Origin of the sequence: Paenibacillus maysiensis, from assembly GCF_000520815.1 — a bacterium.
GTDB classification, from domain to species: domain Bacteria; phylum Bacillota; class Bacilli; order Paenibacillales; family Paenibacillaceae; genus Paenibacillus; species Paenibacillus maysiensis.
Genome location: NZ_ASRY01000315.1, coordinates 1 through 18,907, shown reverse-complemented (window position 1 = coordinate 18,907; position 18,907 = coordinate 1). Strand labels below are relative to the sequence as shown.

The window sequence follows — 18,907 nt, the reverse complement described above, 5'->3', positions numbered from 1 at the left end:
GGTCAAGTCTTTAAAACGAAACGGCCTCCGTCCAAAACATCAGACAGAAACCGCCGTAATCAAACCAAAGATCAGCTTAATACACTGATTCCAAAGATTCATCTATCTAACAAGAAAGTAAGCTACCATCAACATCACTCACTTTTTCTTTTTCCGTACAAACCCAGCGGTGCTGTTACCGCCACCACCGCTACCCTTGCTCTTCCGCTTACGACGTACAGCACCGTCACCGCTTGGGCTGACATCACTGCCTGGTGTAGCTGCTCCGCCGATAAAAATACCGCTGGCTGACGTCTTCTTCTTACGTTTACCCGCACCTGATGCTGGCGAGTTGTAACCGCCCTTGCCGCTGCCAAAACCGAAGCCGCTGGCTGAGCCAGCTCCTGCTCCGTTACCACCGCTACGGCCCGTGCGACCTGCGGTACTAATACCTCCGCCGCCTACGCCTGAACCAGCTTCTTTAGGCTTCCCGGCAGCATCACGAACGCCTTTACGCTCTCTGCCAGCCTTGTCCTTACCACCCTTACGATCGCGCCCTTCATTGAGCTTGCCTTTACCCCGGCCCTCACCGCCACGCGTAAAGCCAACGCCTGGCTTTGAACCACCCGTGCGCTCACGGCGTTGCCGCTGCTTCATATCGACGAGTTCAAAATCAATCGTGTAATCTTCCATATTCACGCGCGCGACGCGAACCTTAACCTCATCTCCGATGCGGAACACCTTGGAGGTACGTTCACCGATCAACGCCATATGCTGCTCGTCAAAATGATAATAATCGTCCGTAAGCGCACTCAGACGCGTCAGGCCTTCCACCGTATTGTCCAGCTCAATGAACATACCAAAGCTGGTTACGCTGCTGATGATTCCCTCGAATTCCTCGCCGACCTTGTCCAGCATGTATTCAGCCTTTTTCATCTGCTCCGTATCACGCTCTGCATCCACAGCCACACGTTCCCGCTCGGAAGATTGCTGCGCAATATCTGGCATCCGTGCAGTCAAATACTCCTGGCGCTCGGCTGTTAAAGCCCCGCCATTTTCCAATACCTCACGAATAACACGGTGAATCACCAAATCAGGGTAACGACGAATCGGCGATGTAAAATGAGAATAATACTCCGCAGCCAGTCCAAAATGTCCTGTCGACTCCGCATCATACTTCGCCTGCTTCATCGAACGCAGCATCATTGTGCTAAGCACCGTTTGCTCCTTCGTGCCCTGAATATCTTCCAGCAACGTTTGCAGCGCACGCGGGTGAATAGAATTCCCCCGGCCTTTGATCTGGTGTCCAAAATTGGCGGCAAAAGCCATAAAGTTTTGCAGCTTCTCCGGGTCCGGGTCCTCATGAATCCGATACAGGAACGGCACTTTGAGCCAGTGAAAATGCTCGGCTACCGTCTCATTGGCTGCCAGCATGAATTCCTCGATAATCTGCTCGGCAATGGTACGCTCTCTTTTAACAATATCCACGGCCTTGCCTTCATCGTTCACAATCACTTTTGCTTCATCAAAATCAAAATCAACCGCGCCCCGGCGCATCCGGTTAGCTCGCAGCTTCAACGCCAGTTCCTTCATCGTACGGAAGTCTTCCACCAGATCCTTGTACCGTTCCATCAGTTCAGCATCTTCCTCTTCGAGGATTTTGCGAACGTTGGTGTACGTCATTCGTTCCTTCGTTTTAATGACACTGGTGAAAACATCATGCTTCACGACCTTCATATGCTCATTGAATTCCATCTCACAGGACAATGTCAGCCGATCCACCTGCGGATTCAAGGAACAAATGCCGTTCGAAAGCCGATGCGGAAGCATAGGGATAACACGGTCGACCAAATACACGCTACAACCGCGGTTATACGCCTCCTGATCCAGCTTGGAACTCTCACGCACATAATACCCTACGTCGGCAATATGAACACCCAGACGGTAGTTACCGTTCGGCAGACGCTCTACATTAACCGCATCATCCAGATCCTTGGCATCCTCGCCATCAATCGTAACAATCGTTTTATCGCGCAGATCGCGCCGCCCCTGACGTACAATTTCCTCTTCGGTAATCGCATCGGGAGCCTTCTCCGCTTCCTCTGTCACTTCATCGGGAAAAGCTTCTGGAAGCTGATGCTTGCGAATGACCGATAGAATATCGACGCCCGGATCATCCTTGTGACCTAGTACCTCCAACACTTCGCCTTCCGCCGCAGCTCGTCCTTCCGGATAGCTCACAATGCGCACAACGACCTTTTGACCGTTTACGGCTCCGTTGGAGCTGGCTTTTGGAATAAAAATATCCCGGTTAATGCGCTTATCATCCGGCAAAACAAAGCCGTACGCTTCCTGGCTCTGGAACACGCCTACCACCTGCAGCACTGCGCGCTTCACGATCCGCACGACTTCGCCTTCCAAACGGCCACCCGAAGGTCCCTTCGACGTCACTCTTACCAGTACGGTGTCTCCATTCATCGCACTCTTTAAGTCATTAGCATGAATGTACACATCCGGGTGCTCCCGGTCTTCTGGGATCAGAAAAGCAAATCCCTTGGCATGAGCCTGCAAACGTCCGCGCTGCAAATCCATCCGTTCCGGCACACCATAGCGGTTCGTCCGGGTCAGCAGAATTTTTCCGTCTTCCTCCAGCGCGTTCAAAAGCTTAAGGAATTCGCGAAAATCCGCCGCATCCTTAATTTCAAAATGCTGCTCAAGCTCCTGGTAAGTCATAGGTTTGTATGCGGTCTCGCGCATAAAATCAAGTAATTGTTGCTCTGTTATCATAATATCGTCCACCTCGGGTGACCTTTAATTTTCAGTAATAATCCGCATGGTCCTTGTTCCTGATACAAGGCTCTTTATATACTCATACCCTAGTATACACGAATTTAATCGAAGGCATCCCTGCCTATCTAAAATCCAAAAAAGCCCCCGTTTCCCGTGAAACGAAGGCTTAAGGTTATTATTTAGCTTATTTTGCAAAAAATGCAACTAAAACGGAAACGATCATAAAGCACGCACCCAAAACAGCAGTCACGCGCTGCAAAATCAAATCCATACCGCGAGCTTTTGTCTTGCCGAACAGATGCTCAGCACCGCCAGAGATGGCACCGGACAAACCTGCACTTTTCCCCTTTTGCAGTAAAACAACCGCAATAACAGCAATCGAGAATACAACGAGCAGCACTTTCAAAAAGATTTCCATGAAAAATCCCACCTCCTGAGCTAATACATCTGTTTTGCAAAACAACACAGCCTTTTTTATGAAAACATGATCATATCATGTTATGAATAGCTGGAAATTAACGCAAAACACTATTTTCATTCTACCACAGCTTCCAGTAGATAACAACCAGCTATACCGAGCCACTTCATTAAGCCTTGCAAAAGAGTATAACCGACATCACATAAGAAAAAACCAAAAAAACAGACCTGCTCACGTTAGCGAACAGGTCTGTTTTGTAATTACGTAAATGACTTTGAGCGCTCAGACTCCGTGTTCTTGAATCACAGCTGCCTGGCACCGTCAGCATCTTTGCGCAATATTATTTTTTCAGGTTGTAGAAAGATTTCAGGCCGTGGTATTGAGCCAGTTCACCCAGTTGATCCTCAATACGGAGCAATTGGTTGTACTTCGCGATACGGTCAGTACGGGAAGGCGCACCTGTTTTAATTTGGCCTGCATTTGTTGCAACAGCGATATCAGCAATTGTGCTGTCTTCGGATTCACCGGAACGGTGAGAGATTACAGCTGTGTATCCTGCACGTTTAGCCAACTCGATAGCATCAAATGTTTCAGTCAGCGTACCGATTTGGTTTACTTTGATCAGGATGGAGTTACCGATGTTTTCTTCGATACCTTTACCGAGACGCTCTGTATTTGTTACGAACAGGTCGTCACCAACCAATTGGATTTTGTTGCCCAATTTTTCAGTGAGCAATTTCCAACCTTCCCAGTCATCTTCGGAGCAACCATCTTCGATGGTGATGATTGGGTATTTGTCAACCCAAGAAGCAAGCAGGTCAACGAACTCAGCAGAAGTGAAGGATTTGCCTTCGCCTTCCAGTGTGTATTTTCCATCTTTGTAGAACTCAGTGGAAGCAACGTCCATACCGAGGAATACGTCAACGCCTGGTTTGTAACCGGCTTTTTCGATTGCTTCGATAATAGTGGACAAAGCTTCTTCATTGGATTTGAAGTTAGGAGCAAAACCGCCTTCATCACCAACAGCTGTGTTCAAACCTTTAGAATTCAGTACGGATTTCAGGTTATGGAAGATTTCCGCACCAACACGCAGAGCTTCTTTGAAAGTAGGCGCGCCTACAGGCAGAACCATGAATTCTTGAACGTCAACGTTGTTGTCGGCATGAGCGCCACCGTTAACGATGTTCATCATTGGTACTGGCAATTGTTTAGCGTTGAATCCGCCCAGGTAAGTGTACAGTGGCAAGCCCAGAGCTTCAGCAGCAGCGCGAGCTACAGCCATGGATACAGCCAGAATTGCGTTTGCACCCAGTTTACCCTTGTTTGGAGTACCATCCAATTTGATCATCAGCGTGTCGATTTCTACTTGGTTCACAGCATCCAAGCCGATTACTTCAGGAGCAATAATTTCGTTCACGTTTTTAACAGCTTGCAGAACGCCTTTACCCAGGTAACGGGATTTGTCGTTATCGCGAAGCTCTACAGCTTCGTGAGCGCCTGTGGAGGCACCGGAAGGAACGATAGCGCTACCGATAGCACCGGATTCCAGATATACTTCAACTTCAACCGTAGGGTTACCACGGGAGTCGAGAACTTCGCGAGCGTACACGTCAGAAATAATAGTCATTTGTACTTAATCTCCTTTGTGATTCATGATTTATTGGTCAAGCCTATACTTATTAAATCAAGCTTACTTGCGGGATGCAATCATAGATTTTCCTGTCATTTCCGCAGGTTGCGGAAGTTGCATTAAATCCAGAAGCGTTGGAGCTACGTCAGCCAGTATTCCATGCTCACGTAAAACGATATTTTCGTCAGTCAAAATGAACGGAACCGGATTAGTTGTGTGAGCTGTGAACGGACGTCCCTGCTCATCAATTTCCATATCCGCGTTACCATGGTCGGCAATGATAATAACCACGCCGCCTTTGGCTTTAACCGCATCTACAACACGTCCAACACATTCATCCGTCGTCTCTACCGCCTTAATCGTTGGCTCCAGCATGCCAGAGTGTCCAACCATATCCGGATTGGCAAAGTTCAGGATAATCGCATCATGCTTGTCGGCTTCGATTTCCTTAACAGCAGCATCCGCTACTTCATACGCACTCATTTCCGGCTGCAAGTCATATGTAGCCACTTTAGGTGAGTTGATCAAAATACGAGTTTCGCCAGGAAGCTCCACATCACGTCCGCCACTGAAAAAGAAAGTAACGTGCGGATATTTTTCAGTCTCGGCAATACGCAATTGCTTTTTGTTGTTCTGCACCAATACTTCACCGAATGTGTTATCCAGGTTTTTCGGTTCGTAGGCTACAAAGCCTTCAACCGTTTCGCTGAACAACGTCAGGCAAACAAAGTGCAAATTTCTAGGCCATTTCGGACCACGGTCAAAACCACGGAAGTCCGCGTTCGTAAATACCTGAGACAGTTGAATCGCGCGGTCAGGACGGAAATTGAGGAAGATAACAGAGTCATTGCTTTCGACCAGCCCTACAGGGCTTCCGTCAGCCTTCACAATAACCGTAGGCTCCACAAATTCGTCGAACACCGATTTTTCATACGATTCTTTCAATGCTTCCATTGGATCTGTATATTGAGGACCTTCGCCGTACACGATTGCACGGTAAGATTTCTCTACACGCTCCCAACGTTTGTCGCGGTCCATGGCATAATAGCGTCCTTGTACAGTCGCGATTTTACCAATACCCACTTCCTGAATTTTGGCGATCAGTTGCTGCATGAAGTCCACGCCGCTGTCAGGCATAACATCGCGTCCATCCATGAAAGCATGAATGTACACTTCTGTTAAGCCTTCTTTTTTCGCCAAGTCCAGCATAGCGAACAGATGACTGATATGGCTATGCACGCCGCCGTCGGACAGAAGTCCGTACAGGTGAAGTTTCGTGTTGTTCTTCTTGGCATGTTGGACTGCTTTAACCAATGTTTCATTGTCGTAGAACTCACCCTCACGGATGGACTTCGAAATACGAGTCAAGTCTTGATATACAATTCGACCTGCGCCGATATTCAAGTGACCTACTTCGGAGTTACCCATTTGTCCTTCCGGCAGACCCACCGCTTCGCCAGAAGCCGTCAGCGTTGTATGAGGATACTGTTTTAAATACCGATCGTAATTCGGTTTGTTGGCCTGTGCAACCGCATTGCCTTCCACGGTGTCGCGCAGCCCGAACCCGTCCATAATAATTAAAGCTACCGGTTTTGGTGCTGTCATCTTACTTCGCCCCCTCAACAAGCGCGATATACGACGCCGGTTGAAGACTGGCACCGCCCACGAGCGCGCCGTCGATATCGCTTTGACCCAGGTACTCAGTAACATTTTCAGGTTTTACACTGCCACCGTACTGAATACGTACAGCATTTGCTGTGTTTTCATCATACAGCTCTTTAATCAGACTACGGATATAGGAAATCACTTCATTCGCATCCTGAGAAGTAGAGGATTTGCCGGTTCCGATGGCCCAGATTGGCTCATAAGCAACAACTACTTGTGCAGCCTGATCCTTAGCCAAACCAGCAAAAGCTGCTACAGTTTGCACTTTTACAACCTCTTTGGTTTGACCCGCTTCACGGTCTTCCAGCTTTTCGCCAACACATACGATTGGAGTCAGACCATGACGGAATGCCGCATGAACCTTTTTGTTCACCGTTTCGTCGGTTTCGTTAAAATATTCACGACGCTCGGAGTGTCCGATCACAACATAGTCTACGCCCAGATCTTTCAGCATCCCGCCGCTGATTTCACCTGTAAATGCGCCGTCTTCTGCAAAGTGCAGGTTTTGTGCGCCAATTTTGATAGATGTACCTTTTACTGCTTCAACCAGAGCAGGAAGATTCGTAAATGGTGCGCAAATCACGCTTTCCACTCCTACAACCTCTGCTTTGCCTTTGATCTCTTCGATGAAGGTTTTAGCTTCTGGTACGGTTTTAAACATCTTCCAGTTACCCGCGATAATCGGTGTTCTCAATGGTTTCAACTCCTAACTATTAGGTGCCCTAAAGCGTTTATTACGCGCAGGTTTGATTATTTATCGTTGAGTGCAACAACACCCGGAAGTGCTTTGCCTTCCATAAATTCGAGGGACGCGCCGCCGCCAGTAGAGATATGATCCATTTTGTCAGCCAGATGGAACTTCTCAGCCGCTGCCGCAGAATCACCGCCACCAATGATGGTGTATGCTTCTGTTGTTGCGCAAGCTTCCGCTACTTCACGCGTACCGCCAGCGAAAGGCTCCATTTCAAATACACCCATTGGTCCATTCCAAACAACCAATTTGGAGTTTTTGATAACATCTGCATAGATTTTACGTGTTTTCGGTCCGATATCCACGCCTTCCCAATCTGCAGGAATACCGTCGATGTCCACAATGTTCGTGTTCGCTGTAGCGCTGAAATCGTCAGAAACAACGATATCTACCGGAAGATAGAATTTTTTGCCGAGCTTCTTCGCCTTTTCGATAAATCCAAGAGCTACGTCCAGTTTGGATTCATCCAGTAGGGATTGACCCACTTCATGACCTTGAGCTTTAAAAAATGTATAAGCCAAACCGCCGCCAATGATTACGTTATCTGCAATGTTCAGCAGATTGTCAATCACGTCGATTTTGTCTTTTACTTTGGAACCGCCGATAATGGCTGTAAAAGGACGATCTGGGTTTGAAAGAGCTTTACCGATTACAGACAATTCTTTCTCCATCAGTAAGCCGGAAACAGCTGGAAGAAGATGCGCGATACCTTCTGTGGAAGCATGAGCACGGTGCGCTGCACCAAATGCGTCATTCACGAAAATGTCAGCCAGTTCAGCAAATTGCTTTGCCAGTTCAGGATCATTTTTCTCTTCTCCTGGATAGAAGCGTACATTTTCAAGCAACAGCACGTCGCCGTTTTGCAGTTCAGCCACTTTCGCTTTAACAGCCTCACCAACTGCTTCGTCCACTTTAACAACAGGCTTTTTGAGCAGTTCAGACAAACGCACGCCAGCAGGAGTCAGACGCATGGATTCAACGACCTGACCTTTTGGACGTCCAAAGTGACTCGCCAAAATAACTTTTGCACCCTTTTCAATCAGGTAGTTAATCGTTGGCAAGGTTTCACGAATACGCTTGTCATCCGTAATTTTACCGTCCTCAACCGGAACGTTAAAATCTACACGAACAAACACCCGTTTTCCATTCAGTTCTATATCACGTACGCTCTTTTTGTTCATCTCCGTATTCCTCCGCACCCTTTTAATTTTACGAAACAGGAATTTAAGGCACATTTTGATATATAAAGAGCGGAAACAATAACTGCTGTTTCCGCTCTATGATGTTGCGCGATGAGACTGTTCTTACTTAGCCAATTTAGCGAAGTATTCCAACGTACGAATCAATTGTGCTGTGTAGGACATTTCATTGTCGTACCAAGCTACAGTTTTCACCAGTTGTTTGTCGCCAACAGTCAGGACTTTAGTTTGAGTTGCGTCAAACAAAGAACCGAAAGTGATACCTTTGATGTCGGAAGAAACGATCTCGTCTTCAGTATAGCCATAAGTTTCAGCATCGGAAGCTTCTTTCATCGCAGCGTTGATTTCTTCAACAGTTACGTTTTTCTCCAGAACAGTTACCAGCTCAGTCAGGGAACCAGTTGCTACTGGTACACGTTGAGCCGCGCCATCCAGTTTACCCTTCAGTTCAGGAATTACCAGACCGATGGCTTTAGCAGCACCAGTTGTGTTAGGAATGATGTTTTCAGCTGCTGCGCGAGCACGACGGAAGTCACCTTTAGCATGTGGAGCATCCAAAGTGTTTTGGTCGCCAGTATAAGCATGAATTGTAGTCATCAGGCCTTCAACGATACCAAATTTGTCTTGCAGTGTTTTAGCCATAGGAGCCAGGCAGTTCGTTGTGCAAGAAGCACCGGAGATTACAGTTTCAGTACCGTCCAGAATTTCATGGTTTACGTTGTAAACGACAGTTTTCATGTCGCCAGTAGCTGGAGCGGAGATAACAACTTTTTTAGCGCCGCCTTTCAAATGTTTCTCAGCAGCTTCTTTAGTTGTGAAGAAACCTGTGCATTCCAGAACGATATCTACGCCCAGGTCTCCCCAAGGCAGTTCTTCAGGATTACGGTTAGCCAAAACCTTAACTTCTTTACCGTTAACTTTGAAGAAGCCATCGTGTACTTCTACTTCTCCTTGGAAAGTACCTTGTGTTGTATCATATTTCAACAGATGTGCCAACATTTTGGAATCTGTCAAGTCATTAATTGCTACTACTTCAATACCTTCCACGTTTTGAATCCGGCGGAAAGCAAGGCGTCCAATACGTCCGAAACCGTTAATACCAACTTTAACTGTCATGAGTGAGTTCCTCCCAAAGTTCGTTTAGTTTATATATTCAAGACAGACCCGAAAGCCCGTCAAGACAACACAATTCATAAATCCGTATTAACCATTCAAATAATGGCTTACAATTTCAGCAGCAGCGCCTTCGTCGGTGACAAGAATATCTTCCTGCCCGAAACGCAGCACTGCATGAATAGCGGCCGCCTTGCTCTTACCTCCAGCTACGCCTAGAACCGTCTCGGTACGCCTGATATCCTCCAAACGGAGTCCAAGCGTCAGCATTTTGTGAATAACGACACCGTCTTCGTTAAAATAATAGCCAAACGATTCGGCAACCGCGCCCTCACTGCTGATCTGGGCAAAGGTTTCGGGGTCAAGCTTGCGTCTGCGTGCCATCGCTATGGCGTTGCCTATCCCGTGAATGATGATCCGACTCTCTCGAATCAGGCTCAAAATATCCTGAATATTCGCATCTTCAAGCAGGGAGTTGTAAGCATGATTGCTGAGCAAATCTGGTACATGGAGCAGACGGTATTGTGAGCCGACCTTGCGAGCCATTGTGGAAGCAATTGTGTTGGCCTGCATTTCCATGCTTTCTCCCAAACCCCCGCGTGCCGGTACGAACCATCCGCCCTTAAGTGGGCCATTAGCAGGTAGTGTCAGTTGTTCCGCCACGTCCGCAATCGTCGTGCCACCTGTTACGGCGACCACATCCTCGTCGTCCATAACGCTCAGCAGCGCTTTTGCCCCAGCACGGCCCAGCTCCTGCTTCGTTAAAGGAGAAGCATCCGAATCCCCTGGAACGACAACCACCTTCCTCAAACCATAGGCTTGACGAATCTGATCCTCCAATTGGGACAGGCCGAACAAGTTGTTCGCAATCGGCTCCAGCTGTTCCAGCAGATCCAGTCCTGCTTTGCTCACCTTCATGCCCACACTCTCAATCTCAATCAGCCCTTGGGCTTTAAGAAGATCAGTTTCGGCGCGCAACACGCGCTCGGTCATGTTCAGTGAAGCTGCCAGCGTTCGCCGTCCAATGACATCGGACAGCATAATCTGATGCAGGATCGTGTACCTTTTTTTCAAAACATCCATGAGGTCGGGCAGAAGCTGCTTCTGTATTTCTAATATCTTTCGCATGCTTTCCACTCCCGCACACTTCTAAGTTCTGTCTCTAATGCTATATCACTAACTGGTCTTAAAACGTCCCGGGTTAACTTTTTAAGTCCCACGTATATCTTAACCAATATTTGCTCTACATGCAAGTCTATCTGAACCTATATTTCTCAACTTTTTATGTGAATATGCGCACGTAATAAAAGCTTGCAATTCAATGCCGTATATCATATAATCATCTTTGTTTCCAATTAGCTGTGCGCCCGTGGTCCAACGGATATGACGTAGGCCTCCGGAGCCTGAGATCGAGGTTCGATTCCTCGCGGGCGCGCCATTTTTATGAATGTTTAAATGTTTCTATATACTATTTTAACCAACTAGAGCGCAGAGGGCTCTTTTTTTTTAACCATTAGTTTGACTTTCTTTGACTTTTTGTTTGAAATTGTTTATCATGTGGTTAATACGGTAACAGTTTATAAATAGGGACGTGTAATCGGCATGTCCACCAAATCCATTAACGATATTAAAGGGAGGTTTTTTGACGTGAGCTATGTTCCTATGGTAGTAGAACAAAGTAACCGCGGCGAACGCGCCTATGACATTTATTCCAGACTGTTGAAGGATCGCATTATTTTGTTGGGCTCGGACGTCAATGACGTTGTAGCCAACTCTATTATTGCGCAAATGCTGTTTTTGGCTGCCGAAGATCCTGAAAAAGACATTCACTTGTATGTTAACAGCCCTGGCGGTTCGATCACAGCTGGTATGGCCATTTTCGATACGATGCAATATATTAAACCTGACGTGTCTACGATTTGTGTAGGTATGGCGGCTTCCATGGGTGCGTTCTTGCTGAACGCAGGTGCCAAGGGCAAACGTTTTGCCTTGCCAAACAGCGAGATTATGATTCACCAACCGCTGGGTGGCGCACAAGGTCAAGCAACGGATATTGAAATCCGCGCCCGCCGCATTCTGAAAATGCGCGACAAATTGAACCGCATTCTCGCAGATCGCACAGGCCAACCACTGGAGCGCATTGAAAAAGACACAGACCGTGACTATTTCATGTCCGCAGATGATGCCAAGGAATACGGTATTATTGATAAAGTGCTAACTAGCTCCTCTCCAGAAGGTGTATAAGAGAACGAGTTATCGCCTTTGAATAGCTGGTAAACCAAAAAAGCTGCCCCGGATGATTGTATCCGGTAGGCAGCTTTTTTGCGCTTACTGTTCTTTTGGGTATAAATAATCCAAATGATTCATTTGTACTATTCATTCTGTCCAGCAAAAGGCTTGCTGCCTTGAGGCAACAATTGACCAAACGAATAAGTGAACTCAGGAATACCATACGCATAAGGCCCATACTCATACAAGTCAAACACAATCGTCACACCGCTATTCGTTACATAAAAATTAGGATTAGCCGCAATATCCTTGAAGCCACCAAAGCCGCCTTCATTCACCATTGGACCATTAATTTTTTTCTTCAGGTCGCTATTAAGAAACTGTTTGTAATTAGGATTGGCCTTCAGCACGTCAGACAATTGCATCAATTTTCCATCAGCGAGTGAGAACGTATATCCTTTACGGGCCGTCATGCCATGAGCACCAGCCGTATCAGAATAATCCTCCATAATGATGCTCAAAATCCCTTGTTGGTTATAGGCAATAGCAAAATCATTACTGAAAGCATACGGTCTTTCTACTGTAGGCTCACCCTCTGCTACTTGCTTTTTGCCTGCTGCCAGTACTCCCTCCGCTTGCTTTTTGAGCACACTGTTAATGGCCTGCTGAGCTTCAGGGTTTAGCTGGCCACCGCTGATTTGCGGGTACTTAACCTTGTAGGACACCTTTGCATCACTCGAAGCCGGAAGAGATTGGGACGTAATCGTGATCGGATTTAGCTGACTTTTACTCAATGTTACTGTTTTCTGAGCTGCATTCCACTGAGCATCGATACCCAGATAGTCTTTCAGCAGACTCATAGGAATGTACAGCTTCCCGGCGATCTGTTTGGCGGTCATGCTACGCGTGCTGATTCTGTTAACATTGACATAGGTATACGAGGAAGAGGACATGATGAAAAGCTTGTTGTACCCACTACCTACGGTATAAGTCGTTGTTTTGGCATCATAACTCACCGGAATTCCCAGGCTGTCGCGCAATACTGCTACGGGAATCAATGTGCTTCCGTTCACCTGAATCCCTTTGGTGGACAACGTTTTACCATTCCATTTGATAGAAATACCTGGTTGCTGTGCTGTAGCCTGTTGTTTGGATGAAGCTGCTTCGATATAGGAAACGGGAACAACTGCGACTCCTACTAAAATACCCGCTGCCAGCAGTGCGGAGCCCCATTTTTTTGTATGCTTGTTCATATGAAGTATTCCTCCTGTTGTAGATGTGTACTGTGTATTGATTACTTTACTTATTATATCTATACCCCAATGTTCGTTGTTTACAATCTGTACACTCTCCGATTTCAATCTGTACATTTAAGGGGCCCAGCTATTACAGACTCATTACAAAATAGTTTCGACATATAAAAAAACCAGCAAGTCATCCTGCAAATAAAGCAGGAAGCTTGTGGCTTCGTTATAATCTGTACGTTAGTTCAATTCGTATTGTGCCGATACCTGGACCTTCACGGTCACTTGACCGGATTGTATCTCTGTTCCACCATTTGTATCCAAGAGTGCTTTACTCATAGTAGCCTCACGTTGTGTGAAGATTTGGGCATCTCCCCCATCTACCGTTACGTTCAAGAGAGTTCCAAGCCCACGTTTGGTTGCCTTGGCTACAGCATTTGCTTTGGATTGAGCATTTCCCAACGCCTTGGCAATGGCTTCTTCTTCATAAGCTGAAGAGTTTTCTACTGAAAAACGCACGTTATCTACGTTGTTCGCTCCAGATTGTGTGGCCCCATCCAGCAATTGACCGATTTTATCCAAATCACGGTATTTAACGGAAAGTGTATGGTTGGCAATATAGCCTTTAAGCTTCTGTCCAGCTTTTTCGTCGTAGGTATAGTTAGGCTGCACGTAGAACTGACTCGTCTGAATGTCGTCCGCACTGATGCTCCACTTTTCTTTCAGCAGTTGTGTGACCTTACTTATTTTAACGGCGTTGGCTTTTTGGGCAGCGGCTGCTGTATTTCCTTCAGATTGTACGCCGATGGATAGATAGGCAATATCGGGTTTAACCAATACCTCCCCGCTACCACTCACATTAATTACACTGCTTACCGTCGTAGATGCTGACGCGGCATAGGCGCGATCTGCTCCTGTCCATAATCCTCCCGCTACTACTCCTGCCAATAATGCTCCTGCCAGAACTGCTGTATTTGCAGCTTTTGTCCAATGTTTCATCATATTCGCCCTCTTTTCTTGATGATGTGTGTACCTTCCAGACGGAAACAAAGGGAAAAGGTTGCAGTTAGGCACCATATTTCCGAACAGAGTACCACCACAGGATGTAAATTACTTGTAGCTTGGGCCAAACACAGCGGCGGTATTCAAAGAGACCCCATTAGAGCAGCCCAAGGAGGGGATTGACCACTCTGTTTTTCCGGATACAAAAAAAGCCCCAAAGGGGCTTTTCACTAAGAGCATTTACCATATCACAAAGCAGATGTTTGTTTATTGATTTTCCAGCTCTACCTTACTAACCAGACTTACTAAAGCGTTTACAGCCTGCTCGGCGTCCGCGCCTTCAGCACTAATGTTAATTTCAGTACCTGTACTGATGGCAAGGCTCATAATACCCATGATACTCTTGGCATTAACCTTTTTGTCTTCTTTTTCCACAAAAATCTCAGATGAATATTTATTCGCTTCCTGTACGAACAACGCAGCAGGTCTGGCGTGCAGTCCTGTTTTCAAGCGTACCACTACCGGATGTTTTGACATGTTAGCTTACCCCCTCATCAAATAAATCTGGACACTACTTACTCCATTTTATTTATCACATTATAACATTAACCCGGGACAGACACTAGAAAAAAAACTAAAAAAACGGGGCTGAAAGCCCCACGGACACTCTTTTTACGGAATCAGGCCGTTTTCTCCCCTGATTTTGTCAGCCATCTCATCAATTTTACGAAGTCGATGATTTACCCCCGATTTACTCACGACCCCTTTGAGCATTTCCCCAACTTCTTTCAAATTCAAGTCAGGATGGGCGAGACGAATTTCCGCCACCTCGCGCAGCTTATCTGGCAGCGTATCCAGCCCGACTTCCCTCTCCAGCAGCTTGATATTCTCAATTTGTCGGACAGCGGCTCCAATTGTCTTGTTTAGATTAGCCGTTTCACAATTAACAATCCGGTTTACGGAATTGCGCATATCGCGCATGATGCGGACATCCTCGAATTTGAACAAAGCCTGATGCGCCCCAATGATGCTGAGAAGCTCAATGATCTTTTCGCCTTCCTTGATGTAGAGAATAAAGCCTTTTTTTCGTTCAATGCAGCGGGCATTCAGATGAAACTCATTCGCCAGATCGACCAGCGCCTGACAATGCTCCTCATACATCGAGGAGATCTCCAGATGGTAAGACGATCCCTCCGGATTGTTCACAGAGCCACCTGCCATAAAAGCGCCACGCAAATAAGCCCGCTTACAACAGTTTTTCCGAATGATATCCCGATTAATCCCGTCCGTGAACAAGAACCCTTCTGATACGATGTAAAGATCCTTCAACAGCTCTTGTACACCGCTTGGAATGCGGACAATGTACACGTTATTTTTTTTCAGGCGCATTTTTTTCCGTACAAGCAGCTCGATATGAACTTGAAAATGCTTTTTGATCAAGGAGTAAATCCGCCTTGCAATCGCGGCATTTTCTGTGGATACATCCAATGTCACCCTTTTATTGGACAGCTGTACGGAACCGAGCATGCGTATGAGCGCAGATAGTTCTGCTTTTTCACAGCAGGGCTGGCTCTCGATCATCGTAAGCTCTTTTTTTGTTTGTGCCGCAAAGGACAAGGGACTCACCTCCTTCTTAATATCCAGTTTTGTACCAATTGGTAAATGTGCTGGCTCAGTTTGTCGGCATCGTGCCGTAAATAGGTGCGGAACAGAACAAGCGTATCTGCCACCACTTTATACCCCCGGTCAGTCAGTTCTCCCATGTCTACTTGAACCGGCTTGGCTCCCTGCTCGGCATACATTTCCTGTACCTGGGGCGGAATTTCTCCATTATTGACGATTACATAATCAAACAAATGATGCCCTACATGCTCATAAATAGCCTGTAGGTGGTCTCCCACAGTATATCCATCCGTTTCGCCCGGCTGAGTCATAACGTTGCAGACGAATATTTTGATGGCGTCTGATTTCACTACAGCCTCTGCAAGCTTCGGTACAAGCAGATTAGGCAAAATGCTGGTGTACAGACTGCCAGGACCAATCAGGATCGCATCGGCCTCATTAATGGCCTCTACAGCCTCAGGCAACGGCTCCACGTGAGTCGGTTCAAGAAAAACACGTTTGATTCTGCCGCCCGCCTCCGGGATTTTGGATTCACCGGTAACCACCGTGCCATCCTCCATTTCGGCACTCAGCACAACGCCTTCTTCCGCCGCCGGCAGCACACGCCCCCGTACAGCAAATACACGGCTAAGCTCACGCACCGCCGTCACAAAATCTCCTGATATATCGGTCATCGCCGCCAAAATCAGGTTGCCCAGACTATGGCCTGCCAAGCCTGATCCTGCGCCGAAACGGTATTTCAGCATATCGGACATCACCGGCTCTACATCAGCCAGTGCAGTCAGCACATTACGAATATCCCCCGGAGGGGGCATTTGCAGCTCACTGCGCAATATCCCGGAGCTTCCACCATCGTCAGCGACTGTAACAATAGCCGTAATATCCAGCGGCTTTTGTTTCAACCCCCGCAGCATGACGGACAAGCCGGTTCCGCCGCCCATAACAACAATACGAGGGCGCTCCCGTTGTGATCCGGTCTCTTTCATGTTTTCACCTCTTTAATGCCGGTCGCGATCAGCATCCCGATGTGAAACTGAAACTGATTCTGTTTCACTGGCACCCAGCATTTTTCCTAAATATTCAGATATCGCGACAGAACGATGCTTACCGCCGGTACAGCCGATACCGATAATGACCTGACTCTTGCCTTCCTTGCGGTATTGCGGAATCAAAAAATGTAACATATCCAACAGTTTGGTCAGAAATGCCTGAGTCTCAGGCCATTTCATAACATAATCATACACATCGCTGTCCTGTCCGGTGTGTGGCCGCAATTGGTCCACATAGTGAGGATTGGGCAGGAAACGCACGTCGAATATAAGATCGGCATCAATGGGAATACCATATTTGAAGCCGAAAGAGGTAATGTTTACGGAAAGCATGCTACTCCCCAGATGAGAAAATCGGGAAATAATCCGCGCCTTTAAAGTTGCAGGCTTCATCACACTTGTATCAATGACCTGTGTTGCCGAGCTTTTCAGCTCCTCCAACATTTTGCGCTCCAGTCGAATTCCGTCCAGAGGCATACCATCCGGAGCAAGCGGGTGGCGACGACGGCTTTCCTTGTATCGCTGTACGAGAACACCATCATTGGCATTCAGGAACAAAATTTCACAATGAATCGTAAAATGATCCTTAATATAGTTCAATGATTCCGACAAGGCCGTAAAAAATTCTCGTCCGCGCAAGTCAATCACCAGCGCCACTTTGCCTATCTTACCGTTGGACTGTTCAATTAATTCAGCAAATTTGGGAATCAGCACAGGCGGTAAATTATCAACGCAGAAGAAGCCCAAGTCTTCCAGGCTTTGCACTGCAATGGTCTTCCCTGCGCCTGACATTCCCGTAATAATAATGAGTGTTGCCCACGGCGCAGCGTTTTTTAGGTTGTCTGTCATATGGACTTCCCTCTCCTTTTGCTTCTTCGCTCTATGTCATGTACCTATGGATCAGGAGCGCAGCAGCAAACCGGCTGCTCCTACGATACCTGCGTCATTGCCAAGCGATGCCGGAACAATAGATACCCCTTGCTGGAGCGGCTCAGGTGCCAGTTTGGCAAATACCAGACGCATCTCTTCGAACAAGAAATCACCCGCTTTGGAAACACCACCGCCTACAATAAACAGCTCCGGGTTTAACACGGTGGCAACCGCTGCCATAGATTTTCCCAGATAAAAGGCAGCCCGCTTCACAATACGCAGCGCAACCTCATCCCCGGCCTTGGCCGCATCAAATACTTCCTTGGCGGCGATTTGAGCTTCCAGCGCCAGGGAAGTCCGATCTCCACGTTCCACAGCGTCATTTGCCATACGGATAATGCCCGTTGCAGAAGATACGGTTTCCAGACAACCCATTTTGCCACACCCGCACTGAATGGCCTCCAGATCCGGTACGACGCTCATATGACCAATTTCTCCAGCCATGCCTGAGAAACCTTGGTATATTTTACCATTAATAATAATGCCACCGCCTACACCCGTACCCAGGGTATAACATACGCAGTTTTCTATGCCTTTGCCCGCCCCGGCCCAAGCCTCGCCAAGTGCAGCGACGTTAGCATCATTGTCTATTTTTACAGGCTTGCCAATCCGTTCCTCCAACAGTGCACGGATCGGTACGTCACGAAAGCCAATATTGGGAGCGAGGACTATAATACCTTCGCGAACATTCGTAAAACCGGCAACGCCCGCTCCGACACCCTTCAGTTGATCCCATTCATAGGGAGATTGCTCAACAATGTGCCGCACATATTTTTCGATATTGCTGATCACAACGTCTACGCCCTTAGCTGTTTCCGTTGGTCCTTCGTATGTGTGCAAAAGCTGTCCGTCTTCATTACAAATGCCCACCTTGATTGCTGTACCGCCCAAATCGACACCCACATAGATACTTTCAGACATGTTCCAAGCCACCTTTATGTTTACTTAAAAACTGTGTATGAAATATATGATTAAAATCTTGACTTCATAATAATTACCTACGTTCCAACTATAATTGAAGCCCCGGTTACGGTCAAGGACACTTCCCTGTTGGAAAGCGCAGGATTAGCGGAACTTCAGGTCTCATCATCCATAAAAAGGAGAAAGCCTGTGCAGATGCAGCAGGCTTTCTCTTCCTGAATCCAAGGCACGGCTTAACAGGGCCTATCAATCGCCCTCACCTTAGCCATGTTGTATCCTGTAGCTTTCTTTATTGATCCAGTGTTTTGCTCCAGTCATGAACAGCGCTACCTTCGAGATATTTCTCGCAGTCCATAGCCGCCAT

At 47.1% G+C, this 18,907-nt stretch carries 16 protein-coding genes and 1 tRNA gene; 2 read left to right on the top strand and 15 right to left on the bottom strand.

The window, feature by feature from the left end; translation table 11 throughout:
• Positions 1 to 138: 138 nt before the first annotated feature.
• The 8 genes from rnr to L696_RS0124905 all read right to left on the bottom strand — a co-directional run bounded on the left by rnr (position 139) and on the right by L696_RS0124905 (position 10,673).
• Entirely contained in the window at positions 139 to 2,766 is a 2,628-nt protein-coding gene (rnr, locus tag L696_RS0124940) for a ribonuclease R (protein WP_025686046.1), read from the bottom strand.
• Positions 2,767 to 2,953: 187 nt separating this feature from the next.
• The gene (gene secG / locus L696_RS0124935) at positions 2,954 to 3,187 is read right to left on the bottom strand and encodes a preprotein translocase subunit SecG (protein ID WP_013368823.1); all 234 of its coding nucleotides are present in this window, start codon (positions 3,185 to 3,187) and stop codon (positions 2,954 to 2,956) included.
• Between the two features lie 340 nt (positions 3,188 to 3,527).
• Positions 3,528 to 4,814 (bottom strand): phosphopyruvate hydratase, encoded by a 1,287-nt coding sequence (gene eno / locus L696_RS0124930; protein WP_025686045.1) that lies wholly within the window; start codon positions 4,812 to 4,814, stop codon positions 3,528 to 3,530.
• 63 nt (positions 4,815 to 4,877) lie between these two features.
• Positions 4,878 to 6,422 (bottom strand): 2,3-bisphosphoglycerate-independent phosphoglycerate mutase, encoded by a 1,545-nt coding sequence (gene gpmI, locus L696_RS0124925; protein ID WP_025686044.1) that lies wholly within the window; start codon positions 6,420 to 6,422, stop codon positions 4,878 to 4,880.
• 1 nt (position 6,423) lies between these two features.
• Complete coding sequence (tpiA, locus tag L696_RS0124920) at positions 6,424 to 7,176, bottom strand: triose-phosphate isomerase (RefSeq protein WP_025686043.1); 753 nt, start codon at positions 7,174 to 7,176, stop codon at positions 6,424 to 6,426.
• A gap of 56 nt (positions 7,177 to 7,232) precedes the next feature.
• Positions 7,233 to 8,414 carry a phosphoglycerate kinase gene (locus tag L696_RS0124915; protein ID WP_025686042.1) on the bottom strand — a complete coding sequence of 394 codons (1,182 nt, stop codon included), beginning with the start codon at positions 8,412 to 8,414 and terminating at the stop codon, positions 7,233 to 7,235.
• A gap of 123 nt (positions 8,415 to 8,537) precedes the next feature.
• Positions 8,538 to 9,548 carry a type I glyceraldehyde-3-phosphate dehydrogenase gene (gene gap / locus L696_RS0124910; protein WP_025686041.1) on the bottom strand — a complete coding sequence of 337 codons (1,011 nt, stop codon included), beginning with the start codon at positions 9,546 to 9,548 and terminating at the stop codon, positions 8,538 to 8,540.
• Between the two features lie 87 nt (positions 9,549 to 9,635).
• Entirely contained in the window at positions 9,636 to 10,673 is a 1,038-nt protein-coding gene (locus L696_RS0124905; protein WP_025686040.1) for a sugar-binding transcriptional regulator, read from the bottom strand.
• Positions 10,674 to 10,908: 235 nt separating this feature from the next.
• On the opposite strand from L696_RS0124905, the gene L696_RS0124900 reads away from it, so the two are divergent.
• Positions 10,909 to 10,983: transfer RNA gene (locus tag L696_RS0124900), tRNA-Arg, on the top strand.
• A gap of 209 nt (positions 10,984 to 11,192) precedes the next feature.
• The gene (gene clpP, locus L696_RS0124895; RefSeq protein WP_025686039.1) at positions 11,193 to 11,789 is read left to right on the top strand and encodes an ATP-dependent Clp endopeptidase proteolytic subunit ClpP; all 597 of its coding nucleotides are present in this window, start codon (positions 11,193 to 11,195) and stop codon (positions 11,787 to 11,789) included.
• A 128-nt stretch (positions 11,790 to 11,917) separates the two neighbouring features.
• Here clpP and L696_RS0124890 read toward each other — a convergent pair whose 3' ends face one another.
• The 7 genes from L696_RS0124890 to L696_RS0124860 all read right to left on the bottom strand — a co-directional run bounded on the left by L696_RS0124890 (position 11,918) and on the right by L696_RS0124860 (position 18,543).
• Positions 11,918 to 13,027: a PdaC/SigV domain-containing protein gene (locus tag L696_RS0124890; protein WP_025686038.1), complete on the bottom strand. Its 1,110-nt coding sequence runs from the start codon at positions 13,025 to 13,027 to the stop codon at positions 11,918 to 11,920.
• A gap of 231 nt (positions 13,028 to 13,258) precedes the next feature.
• Positions 13,259 to 14,017, bottom strand: coding sequence for an SIMPL domain-containing protein (locus L696_RS0124885; protein ID WP_025686037.1), 759 nt, complete (start codon positions 14,015 to 14,017; stop codon positions 13,259 to 13,261).
• 270 nt (positions 14,018 to 14,287) lie between these two features.
• Positions 14,288 to 14,557, bottom strand: a complete 270-nt coding sequence (locus L696_RS0124880; protein WP_013368811.1) for an HPr family phosphocarrier protein — start codon at positions 14,555 to 14,557, stop codon at positions 14,288 to 14,290.
• 135 nt (positions 14,558 to 14,692) lie between these two features.
• Positions 14,693 to 15,637, bottom strand: a complete 945-nt coding sequence (gene whiA / locus L696_RS0124875; protein ID WP_025686036.1) for a DNA-binding protein WhiA — start codon at positions 15,635 to 15,637, stop codon at positions 14,693 to 14,695.
• 5 nt (positions 15,638 to 15,642) lie between these two features.
• Positions 15,643 to 16,629 carry a gluconeogenesis factor YvcK family protein gene (locus tag L696_RS0124870; RefSeq protein ID WP_025686035.1) on the bottom strand — a complete coding sequence of 329 codons (987 nt, stop codon included), beginning with the start codon at positions 16,627 to 16,629 and terminating at the stop codon, positions 15,643 to 15,645.
• Positions 16,630 to 16,641: 12 nt separating this feature from the next.
• Complete coding sequence (rapZ, locus tag L696_RS0124865) at positions 16,642 to 17,541, bottom strand: RNase adapter RapZ (RefSeq protein ID WP_025686034.1); 900 nt, start codon at positions 17,539 to 17,541, stop codon at positions 16,642 to 16,644.
• A gap of 51 nt (positions 17,542 to 17,592) precedes the next feature.
• Positions 17,593 to 18,543, bottom strand: a complete 951-nt coding sequence (locus tag L696_RS0124860; RefSeq protein ID WP_025686033.1) for an ROK family glucokinase — start codon at positions 18,541 to 18,543, stop codon at positions 17,593 to 17,595.
• Positions 18,544 to 18,907: the final 364 nt, after the last annotated feature.